This window comes from Nocardioides zeae (assembly GCF_030818655.1).
GTDB lineage: Bacteria > Actinomycetota > Actinomycetes > Propionibacteriales > Nocardioidaceae > Nocardioides > Nocardioides zeae_A.
The window spans coordinates 3,535,788-3,553,756 of record NZ_JAUTAN010000001.1 but is presented as its reverse complement, the minus strand read 5'-3'; the positions used below and the strand labels follow the sequence as shown (position 1 = coordinate 3,553,756).

The window sequence follows — 17,969 nt, the reverse complement described above, 5'->3', positions numbered from 1 at the left end:
GCGCCCACCTCGAGCGGTGGACGCACCTGCGCGCGGTGCTCGAGGAGGAGCGATGAGCGCCGCGCTGCGCGCCAGCAGTGCCCGGTTCGGCCACCTCTACACGGTCTTCGACCCGGCGCCGGCAGCCCCTCCCACCGGGCCGCTCGCCGGGTGGACCGTCGGGGTCAAGGACAACCTCGCCCTGGCGGGCCGCACGACGTACGCCGGCTCCCCGGTCCCCTGGGACCCCCGCCCCGCGCGTCGGTCGGCCCGGGCGGTCGAGCTGCTCGAGCGGGCCGGGGCCCGCGTCGTCGCGTCCACGGCGATGGACGAGCTGGCCCACGGGTTCACCACCTCCAACGAGCACCGGCCGGTCTGCCGCAACCCGCACGACCCGGACCGCACGGCCGGTGGCTCCTCGGGGGGCTCGGCGGTGGCGGTCGCGCTCGGTGACGTCCGCCTGGCGCTGGGGACCGACACCAACGGATCGGTCCGCGTGCCGGCCTCGCTCTGCGGCGTCGTGGGGTTCAAGCCCGGCTTCGGTCGCGTGGACGCCGGCGGGCTCGTGCCCTTCGCGCGCAGCCTCGACCACGTCGGGTGGTTCACCCGCACGGTCGCCGACAGCGCCGCGGTGCTCGACGTGCTCGTCCCCGGGGACGACGCGCCCGGCCCCGTGCGGACGGCCGCCGTCGACGTCGGCGACTGGGCGGACGCCGACGGGCTCGCCGCCCAGGAGCGCGCCGTCGCTGCTCTCGGTGTGCGCGAGCGGGTCGCCTTCCCCTGGTTCGAGGAGGCCATGGCCGCCTCGCTCGTCGTCACGGCGGTCGAGGGCGCGGAGGCCCACCACGCGACGCTGCTCCGTCACCGGCAGCGGCTCGGCCGCGGCGTACGCACGGGGCTGACGGCGGGTCTCGCGGTCCCGGGCGCGGCGTACGTCGCGGCGCAGCGCTACCGCGAGCTCCTGCGCCGCCGGGTCGGGCAGCTGCTGCACACGACCGACGTGCTCGTGCTGCCGACCACGCCGGGGAGCGCCCCGCGCCACGACCAGGACCGGATCGCCCTGGGGCACGGTCGCGAGGCGGACCGCGAGCCCTACCTCGGGGTCCTCACGGCGCCCTTCTCGTTCCTCGGCCTCCCGGCCGTCTCGGTGCCCTCCGGCGGCGACCTGCCGGTCGGGGTCCAGCTCGTCGGACGGGCCGGCTCCGAGCGTGCGCTGCTGCAGGTGGCGGCCCGGCTCGAGGCCGCGATCGGGGTGCCCGCGTGATCCCGATCGACGACCCCGACGTGCTGGCCGAGGTCGAGGCCGCGTCCGCGCGGTACGAGAGTGCGCTCGCCACCGGCGACGTCGACGCCCTGGTCGACGCCTTCTGGGTCGACCGCGCCGCGGTGCGGATCGGGGACGACGAAGAGCTGTTCGGGCACGCCGCGATCACCGCGTGGCGCCGGGCCACGGCCGCGGGACCGGTGCGCCGCACGGTCCGCGAGCGCGCCGCCACCGCCTTCGGGCACGACCTGGCCACCGTGCACCTCGTCACCGACTACCCCGACGAGGGCCGCACCGGCCGGCAGACGCAGCTCTGGCTGCGCACCGACGCCGGGTGGCGCGTCGCGCAGGCCCACGTGTCCCGACCCGCGAGCCCCCGCCGACCCGAGGAGCGACCATGACCCGCCCGGACCGCGACGTCTACCGCGTCCGCACCGCCCACGGGGTGCGGGACGTCCGCCCGGAGGACGGCGTCGTCCTGCCCCACGAGCACGTGCTCGTCGACTCCCGCGTCTGGTGGGAGGGCGAGGGGGCGTGGCGCGACTTCGACGACCCCGCCGCGGTGGCCGCGGCGACGGCGGAGCAGCTGCACGCCCACCCCCAGAGCACGCTGCGGCAGAACATGCTGCTGAGCGACTGGTACCTCGCGGCCCAGGAGCTGCGGCTCGCCCGCGACGCCGGCACCCAGCTGGTCGTCGACCTGACGGTCCTCGGCAGCGGCCCCAGCGTCGAGGTGGCCGTGCGCGCCGCCGACCAGGCGGGGATCGCCCTCGTGGTCTCCGCCGGTCGCTACCTGGAGCCGGCGTTGCCCGCCTCCGAACTGCCGGTCTCCGAGGACGAGCTGGTCGACCGGTGGACCCGCCAGGTGGAGGAGGGCTTTGCCGGCCTCCTGCCCGGGGTGATCGGCGAGATCGGCACGAGCTGGGACATCACGGAGGTCGAGGCGACGTCGCTGCGGGCCGCCGGGCGCGTGCAGGCCGCGACCGGCCTGCCCCTGAACATCCACGTGCACCCCTTCGCCAAGCGGGCGCTCGAGGCGATCGCGATCGCCGAGCGCGCCGGGGCCGACCCCGCCCGGATCGCCGTCTCCCACCTCGACTGCGAGATCGACCTGCCGCAGCTCGAGGACATCATGCGCACCGGGGCGTTCGTGGAGATGGACAACTTCGGCACCGGGCGGGCCCGGTTCGTCAACGGTGCGAGCTACCCCGACGACGACGAGCGGCTCGACGCCATCGCCCACTTCCTCGACGGGGGCTTCGGCGCGCAGCTGCTGCTGTCCCACGACATCAACCACCGGAACTCCCTGGTCGCCCACGGCGGCTGGGGCTACCGGCACCTGGCCCGCGACGTGCGCGGCCGTCTCGTCGACCGCTTCGGCGAGGACGTCGCGCTGCGCCTCACGGCCCACAACCCCCTGGCGTTCCTGCACGTCGACGCCTGATCCACGACCACCACCACCGAGCAGCACCGAGAGAGAGAAGCGCCCACCCATGACCAGTCGTGTCCTCGTCGTCGGCGAGAGCTGGAACACCTTCGCCCAGCACACCAAGGGCCTGGCGGCCTACACCACGTCGGGCTACGAGGAGGGCGCCGAGCAGCTGCTCCGCGTGCTCGGCGAGGCCGGCCACCAGGTCGACTACATGCCGAACCACGTCGCCGTGGAGGGCTTCCCCTACGAGGTGGAGGTCCTGCGGGAGAAGTACGACGTCATCGTCCTCAGCGACGCCCCGGCCGACTCGTTCCTCCTGCCCCACGCCGTGTTCGTCAAGGGCGAGCGTCGGCCCAACCGGCTGGCCGTCATCGGTGAGTTCGTGCACCAGGGAGGGGGGCTGCTCATGATCGGCGGCTACATGTCGTTCTCGGGGTTCGAGGGCCGCGGACGGTTCTCCCTGACCCCGCTGGCGGAGGTGCTCCCCGTCGACATGCTCGTCCACGACGACCGCATCGAGTCCCCCGAGGGCGTGGTCCCGAAGCCGGTCGCCGCGCACGCCGTGCTGGAGGGCGTCGACGAGCAGTGGCCCTACTTCCTGGGCTACAACCGCTTCGGTGCGAAGGCCGACGCGACCACGCTCATGGAGGTCGGCGGCGACCCGTTCCTCGTCGTCGGCGAGCACGGCGCGGGTCGGACGGCGGCGTTCGCGTCGGACTGCTCGCCGCACTGGGGCAGCCCCGAGTTCATGGCCTGGGACGACTACGCCTCGTTCTGGTCGCAGCTCGTCGCCTGGGTGGGTGGCGCGTGAGGCGCTTCGTCGTCGCCTACTTCGCGCTCGCGGAGGGCGACACGCTCGCGGCGTACCGGGACTGGACGCTGTCCTACGTGCGTCCCACGATGCGCGCGATGCCCTCCGTGGTCTCGTTCCTCGACTTCGCCGTGACCGGCTCGATGGACGACCAGGACAGCAGCTGGGACGGCTGCGAGATCGTCGAGGTGACGGACTTCGCGGCGTTCGAGCGCGACAACGAGACCGGCTCGGGCGGCGAGCTGGCGGCGGCCTGGCGTGACAGACTCGCCTCCTGGTCGATCGGTTACCTCGAGGACCTCGAGGCGACCGCGGCCCCGGTCGACTGACGGGAGTCCTCGGCAGTGCACAAGCTCTTCGAGATCGTCGGCCACCGGTCCGACGACGGGGTCCACGACCGGCTGCACGACCTCGAGCACCGCGGGCTGGTCGTGCGGCTCGTGCTGCCGACCGCCGAGCTCGGGCGCCGTCGCTTCAGGGCGACGGGATCCGACGGGCAGGAGTACGGCGTCGCGCTCGACCGCGAGGCCGTGCTCCGCGACGGGTCGGTGCTCCGCCTCGACGCGGACGGTGCCGTCGTCGTCGAGGTCGAGGAGCCGGCGACGCTCACGCTGCGCGCCACGTCGCGCGAGGGCGCGATGCAGCTCGGCTGGCACGCGGGCCACCTGCACTGGAGGGTCCGCATGGAGGACGACCTGCTCGTCGTGCTGCTCGACGGACCGGCCGCCGACCACCTCGCCCGGATCCGGCCCTGGCTGGACCGGGGCGCGGTCGAGGTCGTCGAGTGAGCAGCCGCACCGCGCTGCTGCTGCACGCCGACCCGGCCTTCGGCGCCGGCGCGGCGTCGTTCTCCTCCGGTCTCGAGACCCTGGCGGCCGACGGCCTGCTGACCGGCCCGGAGCAGCTCGTCGACGTGATGCTGGCCGCGGTGCGGCTGCGCTGGCACACCTTCGACCGGGTCTTCCTCGCCCGCAGCCACGCGCTCGGCAGCGGCGAGGTCGAGGCGCGTCTCGACCTCGACCGCGAGGTCGAGGTGTCGATGGTCGGCGAGGCCGCCCGGGTGGCGTCCCGCCGGTCCGGCACCGCGCTGCTCGGCACGTGGCAGCGGCTGCACCACGAGGCAGCGGCGACCTACCGCCGGCGCGTCCTCGCCGAGGAGGGCACCGGCCACCTCGGCGTGGCCCAGGGCCTCGTCTGGGCCGACCTGCCGCTCGCCGACGCCGAGGCCCTGTCCTGCTGGGCGGTGCTGACGGCGTGCGCGAGCAGCGCCGTGCGTCTCGCCGTCGTGGGGCACCGCGGTGCCCAGGAGGCCCTGGTCGAGGTCGAGCGCCGGGTCGCACCCCTCCTCGCCGCGCCGGTCGACGCCGCCGCGGTGCCCCATGCCTTCACCCCCGTCCACGACGTCGCGATCGAGCGGCACGCCCGGTCCGACGTCAAGCTCTTCGCCTCCTGAGGAAACGAGGGACCCTGATGAACCTGTCACCCACCGAGCGGGAGCGGCTGACGATCTTCACCGCCGCCGAGTTCGCCCGCCGCAACCTGCGGCTCGGGATCCGGCTCTCGCACCCCGAGGCCGTCGCCTACCTGACCGACGAGGCCATGCTGCTGGCCCGCCAGGACCGCTCGTTCGCGGACGTCCGCGACGAGGTGTCCCGGCTCCTGACGCCCCAGCAGGTGCAGGAGGGCGTGCCGGCGATGATCCCCCTGCTGATGATCGAGCTCCCGATGGCGGAGGGCACCAAGCTCCTCGCCGTCTACGACCCCATTCCGACGCCCGCGGACGACCTCCGCCCCGGCGGTGTCACGACCCGGGGCGAGACCCAGGAGCTGTTCACCGACGTCGAGGCGATCGAGGTCGAGGTGGTCAACACCGGCGACCGCGACGTGCAGGTGCGCAGCCTCACCCACTTCTTCGAGGTCAACCGGGCGCTGCGGTTCGACCGTGCGGCGTCCTACGGCCGGCGCCTGGCCGTGCCGTCGGGCCAGGGCGTGCGCTTCGAGCCCGGGCTGCCGCGCACGGTCGCCCTCGTGCCGATCGGCGGCGACCGGGTGGTGCGCGGCCAGGCCGGCCTGGTCGAGGGCCGCCTCGACGATCCCGACGTGCGCCGACGGGCCTTCGAGCGTGCCGCGGAGCGCGGCTACCTGGCGCAGCAGGACCCGTCCGAGCAGGAGGAGCAGGCATGAGGGGCATGGATCCCGCGGCGTACGCCCGGGTCTACGGACCGACGACCGGGGACCGGTTCCGGCTCGGCGACACGTCCCTGGTCGCCGAGATCGAGCACGACTACGCGCAGCCCGGCTGGGAGCTCCTCATCGGGGCCGGCAAGTCGCTGCGCGACGGCGAGGGGATCGCCGCGAACGTCACCGCGGCGGACGGCGCCCTCGACGTCGTCATCCAGAACGCCACGATCATCGACGCCGTGCTCGGCATCGTGAAGGCGGACATCGGGATCAAGGACGGCCGCATCGCGGGCATCGGCAAGGCCGGCAACCCCGCCGTCATGCCGGGCGTCGACCCGCGTCTCGTCGTGGGGCAGAGCACGACGCCGATCAACGGCCACGACGTCATCGTCACGGCGGGCGCGGTCGAGTGCCACGCCCACATCCAGTCGCCGGAGCAGACCGAGCACGCGCTCGCGGGCGGCACCACGACGCTCGTCGGCAGCTCCCCGGGCCCGGTCTTCGAGGTCGGCTCGGGCAGCGCCCACGTGATGGGCCGCTTCCTGCAGGGCGCCGAGGACTCGCCGGTGAACTTCGCCCTCCTCGCCCGCGGCGGCTCGGACCCGCGCGCGGTGGAGGCGGCCGTGGCCGGTGGCGCGATGGCGGTCAAGGTGCACGAGGACTTCGGCGCCTCGCCGGCCGTCATCGACGGGTCGCTGGTCGCGGCGGACCGCCACGACTTCGCCGTCCACCTCCACACCGACTCGATCAACGAGTTCGGCTTCGCCGAGGACACGATGGCGGCGGTCGGCGGCCGGACGATCCACATGTACCACGTGGAGGGTGCGGGCGGCGGCCACGCTCCCGACCTGCTCCGGGTGGTCTCCTACCCCAACGTCATCCCGTCGTCGACCAACCCGACCAACCCCTTCACGCCCGCCGCGCTGGAGGAGGGTGTGCCGATGGCGATGATCGGCCACAACCTCAACCCGAGCGCTCCCGAGGACGTCGCGTTCGCCGAGGCACGGATCCGGCCGCAGACCATGGCGGCGGAGGACTACCTGCACGACATCGGCGCGATCTCCATCTTCGGCACGGACACCCAGGGCATGGGCCGTCTCGCCGAGAACGTGGCGAAGGCCTGGCAGCTCGCCAGCGTCATGAAGGACCGCCGCGGGCCCCTGCCCGAGGAGACCCGCCCCGGCGCGGACAACGAACGCATCAAGCGGTACGTCGCGAAGCTGACCGTCAACCCCGCGATCGCCGTCGGGATCAGCGATCACGTCGGCTCGCTGCAGCCCGGTCGCATGGCCGACCTCGTCATCTGGCCGCGGGCGTCCTTCGGGATCAAGCCGTCGCACGTGATGAAGGCCGGCATGGTCGTGTGGGCGGCGATGGGCGACGCCAACGGCTCGATCCCCCTCTCCGAGCCTGTGGTGCAGCGGCGGATGTGGGGGGCGCTGGGCAAGGCGAGCCCGCGGGTCAGTGCCGTGTTCGCCTCGCAGCTGGCCCTCGAGACGCTCGACGGGCTGGGGCTGGACAAGCCCGTCATCCCCATCACCTCGACCCGGGGCCTGCGGAAGTCCGACATGCTGCGCAACGACGCGCTGCCCCACGTCGAGGTCGATCCCCGCACCTTCGAGGTGCGCGTGGACGGCGAGCTGCTCGACACCGTGCCGGCGCTGTCGGTGCCGCTGTCCCGGAGGTACCTGCTGCGATGACCTCCCCTGCACCCGGACCGGCCCCGGCTCCCGGATCCGCGCCCGCCCCCGCGCGGGTCGGCATCGGCGGCCCCGTCGGGTCGGGCAAGACCGCGCTGCTCGAGCAGCTGGTGCCCGCCCTCGCAGCGCTGGGCAAGCGGTCCTGCGTCGTGACGAACGACCTGGTCACCCAGGAGGACGCCGAACGGGTCCGTCGCGCCGGCGTCATCGATCCCGCCCGCGTGCTGGCCGTCGAGGCCGGCGCCTGCCCGCACACGGTGATCCGTGAGGACCCGACGCTCAACATCGAGGCCGCCGACCAGCTCGAGGCGCGGTTCCCCGACACCGACGTCATCCTCATCGAGAGCGGCGGCGACAACCTCGCCTCCACGTTCTCCGACGACCTCGTCGACTACTGGCTCTTCGTCATCGACGTCGCCGGCGGCGGGGACATCCCGCGCAAGCGGGGGCCGGGCGTCGTCCGGGCCGACCTCCTCGTCGTCAACAAGACCGACCTCGCGCCGTACGTGGGTGTCGACCTGGAGCTGATGCTGGCCGAGGCGTGGCAGGTGCGCGGCGGTCGTCCGGTGCTCGCGACGAACTGCCGCGCCGGGGGCGGCGTGGACGCCGTGGCGCGACTCCTGGCCGACGAGGTGCTGTTCTGAGCGAGCGCCACCTCGACCTGGCCTTCGGGGTCGTCGACGGTCGGACCGCCCTGACCCGACGCCACCACCGCTGGCCGTACGCGGTCGGTCGCGTGTTCCCCGGCGCCGGTGCTTCCGCCCAGGTGATCGTGCAGTCCGGCAGCGGCGGCATCATCACCGGCGACCGCCTGCGTCAGCGGATCAGCGTCGCCGACGGTGCCCGGGCGCAGGTGTGCGGGCAGGGCGCGGTGTCCGTGCACCGCCGCGGCGCGGACGCCGGGGCGGTCGAGGAGCTGGAGCTCGTCGCGACCACGGGCGGGCACCTCGAGAACCTCGCCGAGCCCCGGCTCCTGCACGACGACAGCGACCTCGAGCAGCACACCCGGGTGGAGCTGGGGCAGGGCACGGTGCTCACGGTCGAGTCGGTGGTCGTCATCGGGGAACGGTGCAACTACGACTCCACCCTGGAGGTCCGGGTCGCGGGACGCCTCCTCGCGCGCGAGCGCACCCGGTTCACCGGTGCCGACCTCCCGGCGGGAACGCGTGCCGTCGGGCTCCTGGTGCTCGCGGGGAGCGGCCCCTCCGCACCGGTCGTCCACGAGGCGGAGTGGGTGCAGTGGGAGCGGGCCGCGGCGGGCGGGGCGGCGTACGGCGCGGTCTCGCGCCTGCCCCACGGTGCGGGTCTCGCGGTGCGCGTGGCGGCCCGCGACGGTGCGGCGCTGCGGGACGCGATGGACCGGGCGATCGGGGTGGTGCACCGCGCGGACGGTGCCCCCGAGATCTCTCCTTCGTGACGTGTGCCACACGAAACGGCGACGTAACGTGCGGTACCTACGCTTCGATGTAATCGATTGCACAGCGTCCGGACGGAAGTCCGGGAAGCCTCACGGACGCCCGACGGAAAGGCCCCCCATGAACTCCAAGATCGCTCTGCTGGGTGCCGGGACGTTCCTCGTCCTGGCTCCGATGCTGTCCGCCTGCGGCTCCGACGACGCCGGCGACGGGACGGTCGCGATCACCCTCGTCCCGGGCACGAAGGGCAGCCCCTTCTACGAGGCGATGGCCTGTGGCGCCGAGGCTGCCGCGGCCGACAACGACGTCGACCTCACGGTCGCCGCCCCCGACAGCTGGGGCGCCGCCCAGCAGCTGCCGGTGCTCGACACCGTCGCGGCCCAGGCCCCCGACGCGCTCCTCGTCGTGCCGACCGACGTCGAGGCCCTCACGCCGCGGCTCACCGAGATCAAGAACAACGACACCCCGATCGTCGAGCTCGACCAGAAGATCACCGACGACTCCGTCTCGGTCTCGCGCATCGGCTCGGACGACACCGAGGGCGGTCGCGAGGCGGCGAAGGCGATGGCCGAGGCCATCGGTGGCTCCGGCAAGGTCATGGCGATCAGCTCGCCGCCCGGCACGGACGCGCAGTACGTGCGGGTCGAGGGCTTCATCGCGGAGCTCGAGGAGAACTACCCCGACATCGAGTTCATCGGCGAGGAGTACGCGCTCAACGACGTCACCGCCGCCGCCGGCTTCGTGACCTCGAACCTGGCCAGCACGCCGGACCTGGCCGGCATCTTCGTCGCGAACGACGTCAACGCCATCGGCGCCGTCACCGGCCTGCAGGAGGCCGACGCCGTGGGTGACGTCAAGGTCGTCGCCTACGACGCGGCCGAGACCGAGGTCGACGCGCTGCGTGACGGATCGATCCAGGCGCTCATCGCCCAGGACCCCTACGGCGAGGGCTACCAGGGCGTGGAGCAGGCGTTGGCCGCGATCAACGGCGACGACACGGAGGCCTCCATCTCCATCCCGCTGCAGACGCTGACCCTGGACGACGAGGCCGCGCTCGACGAGTACCTCGAGCGCAACGGCGGCTGCTGACCGCCCGACCGCTCCCCCCGACCGCTGCTGCGCCCGACCACCACCCCCGAGGTCGGGCGCAGCAGCTCGCGGTCGGCGCGGGCCGCGCCGTACGCCCGCATGCCCACCGGCACCCCGACGCACCGCGCGATGACCTCGTCGACCGGGCCCTCCAGCGGCGTGACCCGCGGCCTCGCCGCCAGGAGAGCGGCCGTCAAGCGCGACTGGTGCGCCAGGTCGGTGAGGTCGCCGAGCGGCAGCGAGGCGTAACCCGCCGCGACGCCCACGGGCTCCGCATCGAGGTGGCTGACGGCCAGGACGTCGAGCCCGCCGGCAGCCCGGCACACCCGCGCCGCGTAGTCGAGCAGCACGAGGTCGAGGTGCCCGGTGCGCCAGTCGCCCTGGTAGGTGCCGTAGCCGTTGTGCGCCTCCGGCAGCCGGAGCGCGCGGTCCTCCGTCGGGAAGGGACCGGCCCCGTGGCGTGTGGCGTAGGACCGCACGGCGCCCCAGACCTCGCCGCGCTCCAGTCCGGCCTCCCGGAGCAGCTCCTGCGCGGGCGCGGGCGTCACCGTCGACCACGTCGTGTGCGGGTGGAATCCGCGCCACTCGTCGAGCAGCACGCCCTGCGAGCCCTCGAGCACGAGCGCCCCGGTCGCGGCGGCCGCCGCCAGGTAGGCGACGTCCGGCACGATCTCGACCGCCGCCCCGAACTCCAGCAGGTCGACCGCCATCTCCCGCAGCGACGGCACCTCGTGCGACCCCTGCGCGAGCAGCGGCGCGTAGTGCTCCAGCAGCGCCGCGAGCTTCACCCGCAGCACGTCCGGGGTCCGGCAGTCCCGCACCCGGATCGCCGCCGGGCCGCCGTTCTCGGGCAGCGCGTAGAGCTGCGTCTCCCCGACCCCCAGGCCGCACGAGCCGTGCCGCGCGTCGCCGCGCAGGTCCTCCCGCGTGCGGTTCGCGGCGCGGTGCACCGCCGTGACGACCAGGGCGTCGGGGCTGACGGCGATCATGCCGAGGGGATCCGGTACGCCGCACGCGGCCAGCTCGTCCGCCTCGGCTCCCAGCGCCTCGGGGCTCACCAGCACGTACCGGCTCAGGTAGGACGCCACCCCCGCGAGCGTCCCGCTGCCGAACTGCCGGAAGGTGTGGTGGACGCCGCCGACCACGACGTTGTGCGCCGCCTGCGGTCCGCCCGAGAAGCGGACGACCGCGGCCACGCCGCCCTCCGCGCAGAGCCGGTCGACGGTCGCGCCCTTGGCCTCGTCGCCGAAGCCGAGGCCGACGACGATGCGGTGCGGCTGGGTGGTCATCTCGCTTCTCCTCTCGTTCGTGTGGTCGGGCCCGGCTCAGGCCAGGTCGTCCGGTTCCGCGCCCAGGTCGCGCGCGACCCGGGCGGGGAGCGTGGCGGTGCCCCGCGCCGTACCGACCGTGGCGAGCGCCCGCGAGACCGCACCGCCGCTCGTGCTGCCGACGTCGCGCAGGTCCTCGAGGCCCTCGTCGAGGTCGATGGCGTCCTCGAGCAGGCCGACCGTCAGCGCGATGAGGTCGCAGACCGCGCGCGGGTCGTCGAGGCGCAGCAGGCGCTCGCCGAGCAGGTCGCGCCAGTAGCCGTTGACCCGCGGGTCGTCGTAGTGCGCCGTCTGCCGCGGCAGGATGAAGAAGACCTCCCAGCGCTCCTCGACCTCGCGCCACAGGTCCGCCGAGCGCACGTCCTCCCGGGCCTCCACGCCGAGGATGTCGCGCAGCTGCCGCGCCCGGATCTTCGGCTTGCCCATCTCGTCGCCGATGACGAACAGGTAGCCCTTCTTGCCGCGCTTCTCCCACGCGTCGGTGGCCGTGTGGCGGGCCATGACGTAGGCCGCCAGCTCGTAGGACTCGCTCATCTGGCCGCCGCCGTTGCCCTCGAGGAAGATCGAGCGCAGCTGCTCGTCCATGCGGTTGTCCGACTCGAACTGGCCGACCTGCAGCGGCACGTAGTCGGTGTCCGCGTCGCCGATCGCGCCGAACATGATCTGCGGGTCGTCGACGTAGCCCTTCCGCTGCAGCAGCCCGTGCAGCTTCGCCAGCTCGCCCTGCATCTGCTGCGGGACCGTGCCCATCGAGCCCGTGACGTCGAAGAAGACGGCGATCGGGGTGCTGTTCGGGTGCTCCGCCGAGTCGCGCGACTCGCGGACGGTGACGCCGTTCGGGTCGAGCGTCGGGTGTGCCTTCCACTGCGAGGTCGGCTTGCGGCGTACGTCGTCGCTGTAGCCGAACGCCGCCCGACCGGCGCGCCTGCGGGCGCCCGCCGACGCGGCGAAGGTCCGGTCGCTCCATGCTCCGTTGCCCATTGTCCTGTTCCTCTCGTGTCTGTCGCTTCGGTGTGGGTGTGTGGGGCCGTTCAGACGGCCAGGTCGAGGGGGCGGAACCGCCGCGGCCCGTAGAGCCGGTCGAGCAGCTCGTCGTACTCCCCCTGCAGGTCAGCGGCCCGCGGCCGCATGCCGGGGGCGTCCTGCCGAAGGCCGGCGGAGAACCGCCGCTGCACCCGCTGGTCGGGCCGCAGCATCGCCAGGCCGAGCGCGCCGAGCATCGCGACGTCCGTCGCCGGGGTGACGACGTCGCGGGTGACCTCGGGCGGGTACGCCGCGGCCTGCGACGCGACGACGCCCTCGGCCGGGCGGCCGGGCCGGGTCGCGAACGACCAACCCGCGAGGACGACCCCGTGCTGCTCCGGATGGATGAGCACGTTCTCCGGGAGGAGGGCGCCGTGCACGAGGCCGGCCGCGTGGACCGCGGCGAGCGCGCGGATGATCCGCCGCTGCATCCAGGCCCAGTCCCGACCGTCGAGCCCGTCGGGCGCGGCTGCCTGCACGGCGGTCAGCGCGACGTACCCGTCCGCGCGGGTCAGCGAGCCGAGCACGTTGGCCTCGCGCTGCTCGGCGCCGCGGCCGCCGCCGGGGCTGCGCAGGGTGGCGGTGTCGAGGAGGCGGGGGAGGTACGGCACGAGCCAGCTGTCGCTCTGTTCCATGAGCCGGGTCAGGGCCGTGCGCTCGTTGCGGAGGTAGCGGAACGACGAGCGCCGGCGGGCGATCTTGACGACCGCGTCGCCGCCGGGGACCGCGTAGAGGTTCGCGACCGTGCCGCGGCCGACCTGCGCGCCGAGGGTCCAGGTGCCGTTCGCGCCGATGATCGTGCCCTCGTCGGCGGCCTCGATGCCGTTGCTCCACTGCTCGAAGAAGGTCGTGGCCTTGGCGAAGGCGGCGTCGCCGCGGGCGGCGTCGATCGCCGGGTCGCGACGGTCGGGGTGGAGGGCGGTGGCGATGACGCGGTGGGTACGCCGCGCGCGACGCCGCGCCTGGTCCGAGCCGTCCTGCGGGCCGAAGAGGTCGGCCGGGGTGGCGGCGTCCTCGATGCGTCGGAGGAGGTCCGTGTCGGTGGTCATGACTAATAGTCTGCGCGACAATTAATGGGCAGGCAAGGGGTTTGAGTCAGATTGACAAAAAGTTTCCTGGCGGGGCTCGGGGGCGGCCGCCCGTGCGGACGTCATGCGATCTGGTGGCCGGGCGGTACGGCGCGCATGACGCCCGGGAGGGATGGCTCCGGACGTCATGCGTTCTGGTCCCGGGGGCAGCCGGGGCGCATGACGTCCGCCGGCCGTGCGGCATCCCGGGCGGCATCCCGGGCGGGTAGTCCCTGACGTTGGGCACCGTGTCGCGCCGTACCGACGGCGTGTCGCGTGCGGAACGTCAGGGAGTACGCAGGTCAGGAGATTGCTCGCGGGTAGTCGTGGGACGTCATGCGAAGCGGGCGACCCGACGGCCGGAACGCATGACGTCCGCGAATCTCGGGGGCCCGGCGCGGCCCGGGGAAAGGGTCACGAACGCCGGCGTTCAAGGGCGGTCGGCTGTCGTTGGAGCCCCTTCGCGGTCGCCACCCGAGCGCGCCGTACGTGACAACCCGGCACGACGTCAGCCGTGGGAGGCGGGGCGAGGGTGTTCACTCCAGCGGAGAACAGTTCCCCGGAGGGGCCGTCACGGGGGGTCCGGGGATGCGTTCTCCGCTCCGGCGGAACAGCCCTCAGCCCAGCCGCTCCGCCATCGCCGCGCCCAGCTCATGCCCCGAGCGCCACGCGGTCGCGACGCGGGGGGTCGGGCCCCAGCCGTCGCCGCAGACGCCGATGCCGCGGTCGTCGAGGAGGTACGGCGCGTCGCGGTCCCCCGTCGGCCGCGCGAACGACCACCGATGGACGACGGTGCCCGCCGGCGCGGGCAGGTCGAGCAGCCGGCGCAGCGCGGCGGTCATCGCGGGCGCCGCCTCCTCCGGGGCGTCGAGGTGCTCCCGCGCCAGCTCCGGGGTCGAGTGCGCGACGAGCACGGGGGCGTCGTCGCCACGGCGCCGACCGTCGTCCGCGACGAACGACAGCGGGTCGTCGGCGAAGACGCCGTCGACGTCCCAGGTGCGCTCCTCGAACGAGGCCACGAGCGCCAGCACCGGCTCGAACCCGCGGTCCAGCCGGGCGCCGAGGTCGGCGAGCGGGTCGGCCAGCAGCCGTCGGGCCTGCGGGTCGGGCATCGCCAGCACGACCGCGCGCACGGGCTCGCCGTCGACGACCGGACCCGCGGGCCCGAGGTCGACGGAGGCGACGGTTCCGCGGCGTACGTCGAGGGGCGAGGCGAGGTCCTCCACGAGCGAGCGCAGGCCGCCGGGCGCGCCCCAGCGCACGGGGCCCTCCTTCGGCTCCAGGCCGTCCGCCACGTGGAAGGTGTCCGTCCACGCGCGGGCGAGGCCAGCGGTGCGCCACCGCTCGACCACCGCCGCGAAGTCGGCGTCGTCGCGGGGCACGGTGAAGTACGACGCCCCCAGGTCCACCGGCCGCTCGTCGATGCGGCGCGACGCCATCCGCCCGCCGACGCGGTGGCCGCGGTCGACGACGCGCACGGGCACACCGGCGTCGGTGAGCGCGCGGGCGCAGGCGACGCCGGCGATGCCGGCACCCACCACGAGCACGGGGTTCACCGCGCCACCCCCAGCGTCGCGCGCACGGCCGCGGCGGCGCGGTGGCCGCTCACGAGCGCACCCTGGATGGAGGCGGTGTCGCGGTGGTCGCCGGCGACGAAGATCCCGTCGCCGAGGCCCGTACGGCGCCGGTGGGTCAACGGCGCCAGCTGGGCCGGCAACGCGTGGGGCACGTCGTCGCGTCGCAGGAGCCGCCACGAGCCGGCGTCCGTGCCCAGCAGCGCGGCGGCGTGGGACCGCATCTCCGCGGACGACGGGACGGGCCGGTCGGGGCCGAGGAGCGCCGAGGCCGCGACCAGGTGCTGCCCGGGCGGCGCGTAGCTCGGCGCCGCCGCCGACATCACCGCCGTGTTGACGAGCGGACCGGTCGGGCGGTCGTGGCCGTCGACGTGGAGCAGCCGGGCTCGTTCGGGGGGCGCGGGGGGCTCGTCGGTGGTGTACCACTCCGTCACCACCCCGCGCTGCGGCGGCGCCGGCGTGCCCACCAGCCCCTCCGCGGCGGGGGCCGCCGTCGCCACCACGACCGCGCGGGCGTGGTGCTCGCCGCTGGAGGTGCGGATGAGGGGGGTGCGGCCCCGCACGACCCCCTCGACCTCGACGCCCGTCTGCACGGGCGCGGCCAGGCGTGCCGCCAGCTGGCGGGGGAGCGCCTCCATCCCCTCCCGGGGCAGGGCGGGGGTGGCGGCGACGAACGAGCTGATGAGGAGCCGCGCGAACTGCGCGGACGTGGCCCCGCTGTCGTCGAGCACGACCCCGGCGAGGAACCGGTCGAGCACGGTGCGCGGGACGCCCCGGACCCCGGCCGCGTCGAGGCTGCCGGCCAGGTCGCTGTCGGGCTTCGCCAGCAACCGCGCGGTCAGGGGACGGCGCGACGGGCGGAGCACCGGCGCGAGCCAACGGGCGAGCCGCAGTCCCGAGGGCACGTCGCCCGCCACCGCCGCCGCGGACGCGCCCAGCAGGTGGGGCGCGTGCCAGGGGTGGCCGAGCCGCCGCGTCCCCGAGGCGTCGCGGAGGGCGACGCCCGCGTCGAACGCGTGGAGGTCGAGGGCGTCGGTGTCGACCCAGCGGCGTACGGCGGGGTAGCCCGGGTTGAGCAGCTGGAAGCCACGGTCGAGGAGGTGACCGTCGACGGACTCTGTGCGGATGCGCCCCCCGGGGGCGTCGGAGCGCTCGAGCACGACGACGTCGAGCCCGGCGCGCTCCAGCTCGTGCGCACACCGCAGACCGGCCAGGCCGGCACCCACCACGACGACGTCGGACTCGGTCACCATGACGCCAGCATGGGCGAGGTGGCCAAGCGGGTCCGGTGCGTCAGGCCAGGGCGGCCTGGATCTCGTCGGCGAGGCGCTGCGCCGCCTTCTTGTTCTTGCGGCCGTCGAGGAGCGCCTTGGGTCGGCCCGGCTGCGTGTCGAGGTCGATCGTCACGTGCGAGCCCTGGGGCGTCGGGGTGATGAGCACCGAGGTCTCGAGCTCCCACGTGAAGGCCGTCTTCTTCGTGACGAACGCCAGCTGCAGCCCGTCGGGACTCTGGCCGACCGGGCGGTGGCCCTGGTCGTGGACCACGCGCTGGACCGCGTCGGTGACGGCGGCGGGGGAGGCGGGGACGTCGAACTCGTTGCGCGCACGGGAAGCCATGGGCAGTGCCGTGCCCGGCCCGCGGGGGGCGCAAACCGACCGGTGACCTCACAGGTCGGGGCACTGCGTCGTCAGACTGGGGAAGATGCGTGTGCGAGCAGAGGAGGAGCCGTGGCCGAGGAGACGCTCGCCGAGGTGGCGGAGGAGCGGCGGCGCCTGCTGGCGCTCGCCTACCGGATGACCGGCACGCTGGCCGACGCCGAGGACGTCGTGCAGGAGACCTACGTGCGCTGGTACCGCCTCGACGACCCCGAGCGCGCCGCCATCGCCAACCCCGCCGGGTGGCTGACGCGCGTCGCGAGCCGGGTCGCGCTCGACCAGCTGACGTCGGCGCGGGCGCGCCGGGAGCGGTACGTCGGCGAGTGGCTCCCCGAGCCCGTGCCGGCCGACCTGTTCAGCGGCACGGCCCCGGCCCCGGCGCCCGACCCGGCCGACCGGGTGACGCTCGACGAGGCCGTCAGCACGGCGCTGCTCGTGGTGCTCGAGGCGATGACCCCGGCGGAGCGGGTGGCGTTCGTGCTGCACGACGTCTTCGCGGTCCCGTACGACGAGGTCGCCGCCGTCGTCGGACGCTCGGCCGCCGCCACCCGTCAGCTCGCCACGTCGGCCCGCCGGCACGTGCGGGAGCAGCGGTCGACGGTGGTCGTGCCCCAGGACCACGACACGGTGGTGCGCGCGTTCGTGGCGGCGGCCGGGCGGGGCGACCTCGACGCGCTGCTGCGGGCCCTGGCCCCCGACGTGGTGCTCCGCAGCGACGGGGGCGGCCTGGTCAGCGCGGCCCGCAAGCCGGTGCACGGCGCCGACCGGGTGCTGCGCTTCCTGCTCGGGGTGCGCACCAAGCAGCCGGCGATGGTGCTGGAGGAGGTCGCGACCGCCGACGGGCTGGGCTACCGGATGACCGTCGACGGCCGGATCCACGGGGTGGCGTCGTTCCGGGTCGAGGACGGCCGGATCGTCGACGTGTGGCTGTGCGTCAACCCCGAGAAGCTGCGCGCCTGGGCGTGAGGGTCAGGCGTCACATCTCGCGCGCGAGGATCGCGAGGAACTCGTCGGCCATCGCCAGCTGGCGCACGAGCTTCGCGCGGCGCTCGACCGCGTCGGCGTGCACGGCGGCCAGCTCCTCGCGGGCGGCGGCCACGGCCTCGGGGGTGGCGGTCGGGTCCCGCAGCACCTCGACGTCGGTGAGCGCGTCCTTCATCTCCTCGAGGGTGAAACCGAGGGGCTTCATCCGACGGATGACGAGGATCTTCTCGACGTCGTCCTCCGTGTAGAGACGGAACCCGCCCTCGGTGCGTCCCGACGGCTGGAGCAGCCCGACCTCCTCCCAGTGCCGCAGGCTGCGGAGCGACAGCTCCGTCCGGGCGGCGACCTCGCCGATGTGCATGACGGCGGGCGGGTCGCTGCTACCGAGCGGGTCGCTCATGGTGGTCGGGCTCACTTCCTCGCGGGTGCGGTCTCAACCCTCACGCAACGTTAGGGTCGATGCGGA

At 74.4% G+C, this 17,969-nt stretch carries 19 protein-coding genes and 1 pseudogene; 13 read left to right on the top strand and 7 right to left on the bottom strand.

Annotated features, from left to right (window positions below):
- The first annotated feature begins 52 nt into the window (after positions 1-52).
- The 12 genes and pseudogenes from QE405_RS16870 to QE405_RS16815 all read left to right on the top strand — a co-directional run.
- A complete protein-coding gene (locus QE405_RS16870) occupies positions 53-1,243 on the top strand; it encodes an amidase (RefSeq protein ID WP_307202861.1) in 1,191 nt (396 codons plus the stop codon).
- Positions 1,240-1,644, top strand: a complete 405-nt coding sequence (locus QE405_RS16865; protein ID WP_307202859.1) for an AtzH-like domain-containing protein — start codon at positions 1,240-1,242, stop codon at positions 1,642-1,644. The genes QE405_RS16870 and QE405_RS16865 overlap by 4 nt, the downstream gene beginning before the upstream one ends.
- Entirely contained in the window at positions 1,641-2,687 is a 1,047-nt protein-coding gene (locus tag QE405_RS16860) for a hypothetical protein (protein WP_307202858.1), read from the top strand. Before QE405_RS16865 ends, QE405_RS16860 begins: the two co-directional genes overlap by 4 nt.
- Before the next feature lie 49 nt (positions 2,688-2,736).
- Positions 2,737-3,486 carry a glutamine amidotransferase gene (locus QE405_RS16855; RefSeq protein ID WP_307202856.1) on the top strand — a complete coding sequence of 250 codons (750 nt, stop codon included), beginning with the start codon at positions 2,737-2,739 and terminating at the stop codon, positions 3,484-3,486.
- Positions 3,483-3,815, top strand: a complete 333-nt coding sequence (locus QE405_RS16850) for a hypothetical protein (RefSeq protein WP_307202854.1) — start codon at positions 3,483-3,485, stop codon at positions 3,813-3,815. Before QE405_RS16855 ends, QE405_RS16850 begins: the two co-directional genes overlap by 4 nt.
- Before the next feature lie 15 nt (positions 3,816-3,830).
- Positions 3,831-4,274, top strand: coding sequence for a hypothetical protein (locus QE405_RS16845; protein ID WP_307202852.1), 444 nt, complete (start codon positions 3,831-3,833; stop codon positions 4,272-4,274).
- Positions 4,271-4,939, top strand: coding sequence for an urease accessory protein UreF (locus QE405_RS16840; RefSeq protein WP_307202850.1), 669 nt, complete (start codon positions 4,271-4,273; stop codon positions 4,937-4,939). Before QE405_RS16845 ends, QE405_RS16840 begins: the two co-directional genes overlap by 4 nt.
- A gap of 17 nt (positions 4,940-4,956) precedes the next feature.
- On the top strand, positions 4,957-5,670 hold the full coding sequence (gene ureB / locus QE405_RS16835) for an urease subunit beta (protein ID WP_307202847.1): 714 nt from the start codon (positions 4,957-4,959) through the stop codon (positions 5,668-5,670).
- A complete protein-coding gene (gene ureC, locus QE405_RS16830) occupies positions 5,667-7,367 on the top strand; it encodes an urease subunit alpha (RefSeq protein ID WP_307202846.1) in 1,701 nt (566 codons plus the stop codon). The genes ureB and ureC overlap by 4 nt, the downstream gene beginning before the upstream one ends.
- Positions 7,364-8,011, top strand: coding sequence for an urease accessory protein UreG (ureG, locus tag QE405_RS16825; protein ID WP_307202843.1), 648 nt, complete (start codon positions 7,364-7,366; stop codon positions 8,009-8,011). Before ureC ends, ureG begins: the two co-directional genes overlap by 4 nt.
- Before the next feature lie 122 nt (positions 8,012-8,133).
- Complete coding sequence (locus QE405_RS16820) at positions 8,134-8,784, top strand: urease accessory protein UreD (protein WP_307202841.1); 651 nt, start codon at positions 8,134-8,136, stop codon at positions 8,782-8,784.
- Between the two features lie 118 nt (positions 8,785-8,902).
- A pseudogene (locus QE405_RS16815) lies at positions 8,903-9,715 on the top strand (substrate-binding domain-containing protein); the annotation flags it as partial.
- A gap of 17 nt (positions 9,716-9,732) precedes the next feature.
- Here QE405_RS16815 and QE405_RS16810 read toward each other — a convergent pair.
- The 6 genes from QE405_RS16810 to QE405_RS16785 form a co-directional block, all read right to left on the bottom strand.
- On the bottom strand, positions 9,733-11,160 hold the full coding sequence (locus tag QE405_RS16810; RefSeq protein ID WP_307202840.1) for an adenylosuccinate synthetase: 1,428 nt from the start codon (positions 11,158-11,160) through the stop codon (positions 9,733-9,735).
- A 36-nt stretch (positions 11,161-11,196) separates the two neighbouring features.
- Entirely contained in the window at positions 11,197-12,180 is a 984-nt protein-coding gene (locus QE405_RS16805) for a hypothetical protein (RefSeq protein ID WP_307202838.1), read from the bottom strand.
- Positions 12,181-12,230: 50 nt separating this feature from the next.
- Positions 12,231-13,271, bottom strand: a complete 1,041-nt coding sequence (locus QE405_RS16800) for a hypothetical protein (protein WP_307202837.1) — start codon at positions 13,269-13,271, stop codon at positions 12,231-12,233.
- 635 nt (positions 13,272-13,906) lie between these two features.
- Entirely contained in the window at positions 13,907-14,845 is a 939-nt protein-coding gene (locus QE405_RS16795; RefSeq protein ID WP_307202835.1) for an NAD(P)/FAD-dependent oxidoreductase, read from the bottom strand.
- Complete coding sequence (locus QE405_RS16790; RefSeq protein ID WP_307202833.1) at positions 14,842-16,116, bottom strand: FAD-dependent oxidoreductase; 1,275 nt, start codon at positions 16,114-16,116, stop codon at positions 14,842-14,844. The genes QE405_RS16795 and QE405_RS16790 overlap by 4 nt, the downstream gene beginning before the upstream one ends.
- Positions 16,117-16,156: 40 nt before the next feature.
- The gene (locus QE405_RS16785; protein ID WP_307202831.1) at positions 16,157-16,480 is read right to left on the bottom strand and encodes a hypothetical protein; all 324 of its coding nucleotides are present in this window, start codon (positions 16,478-16,480) and stop codon (positions 16,157-16,159) included.
- A 111-nt stretch (positions 16,481-16,591) separates the two neighbouring features.
- Between QE405_RS16785 and sigJ the strand changes: the two genes are divergently transcribed.
- Positions 16,592-17,485, top strand: a complete 894-nt coding sequence (gene sigJ / locus QE405_RS16780) for an RNA polymerase sigma factor SigJ (RefSeq protein WP_307202829.1) — start codon at positions 16,592-16,594, stop codon at positions 17,483-17,485.
- A 10-nt stretch (positions 17,486-17,495) separates the two neighbouring features.
- Here the strand turns inward: sigJ and QE405_RS16775 are convergent, their stop codons facing one another.
- On the bottom strand, positions 17,496-17,903 hold the full coding sequence (locus QE405_RS16775; RefSeq protein WP_307202827.1) for a MerR family transcriptional regulator: 408 nt from the start codon (positions 17,901-17,903) through the stop codon (positions 17,496-17,498).
- Positions 17,904-17,969 lie beyond the last annotated feature (66 nt).

What these genes read in the sequence shown, in the direction of transcription:
- QE405_RS16785 (WP_307202831.1), bottom strand. Translation starts at nt 16,480, where the DNA reads ATGGCTTCCCGTGCGCGCAACGAGTTCGACGTCCCCGCCTCCCCCGCC.
- ureC (WP_307202846.1), top strand. Translation starts at nt 5,667, where the DNA reads ATGAGGGGCATGGATCCCGCGGCGTACGCCCGGGTCTACGGACCGACG.
- QE405_RS16855 (WP_307202856.1), top strand. Translation starts at nt 2,737, where the DNA reads ATGACCAGTCGTGTCCTCGTCGTCGGCGAGAGCTGGAACACCTTCGCC.
- QE405_RS16870 (WP_307202861.1), top strand. Translation starts at nt 53, where the DNA reads ATGAGCGCCGCGCTGCGCGCCAGCAGTGCCCGGTTCGGCCACCTCTAC.
- QE405_RS16775 (WP_307202827.1), bottom strand. Translation starts at nt 17,903, where the DNA reads ATGAGCGACCCGCTCGGTAGCAGCGACCCGCCCGCCGTCATGCACATC.
- QE405_RS16805 (WP_307202838.1), bottom strand. Translation starts at nt 12,180, where the DNA reads ATGGGCAACGGAGCATGGAGCGACCGGACCTTCGCCGCGTCGGCGGGC.
- QE405_RS16790 (WP_307202833.1), bottom strand. Translation starts at nt 16,116, where the DNA reads ATGGTGACCGAGTCCGACGTCGTCGTGGTGGGTGCCGGCCTGGCCGGT.
- QE405_RS16860 (WP_307202858.1), top strand. Translation starts at nt 1,641, where the DNA reads ATGACCCGCCCGGACCGCGACGTCTACCGCGTCCGCACCGCCCACGGG.
- ureG (WP_307202843.1), top strand. Translation starts at nt 7,364, where the DNA reads ATGACCTCCCCTGCACCCGGACCGGCCCCGGCTCCCGGATCCGCGCCC.
- QE405_RS16800 (WP_307202837.1), bottom strand. Translation starts at nt 13,271, where the DNA reads ATGACCACCGACACGGACCTCCTCCGACGCATCGAGGACGCCGCCACC.
- QE405_RS16810 (WP_307202840.1), bottom strand. Translation starts at nt 11,160, where the DNA reads ATGACCACCCAGCCGCACCGCATCGTCGTCGGCCTCGGCTTCGGCGAC.
- ureB (WP_307202847.1), top strand. Translation starts at nt 4,957, where the DNA reads ATGAACCTGTCACCCACCGAGCGGGAGCGGCTGACGATCTTCACCGCC.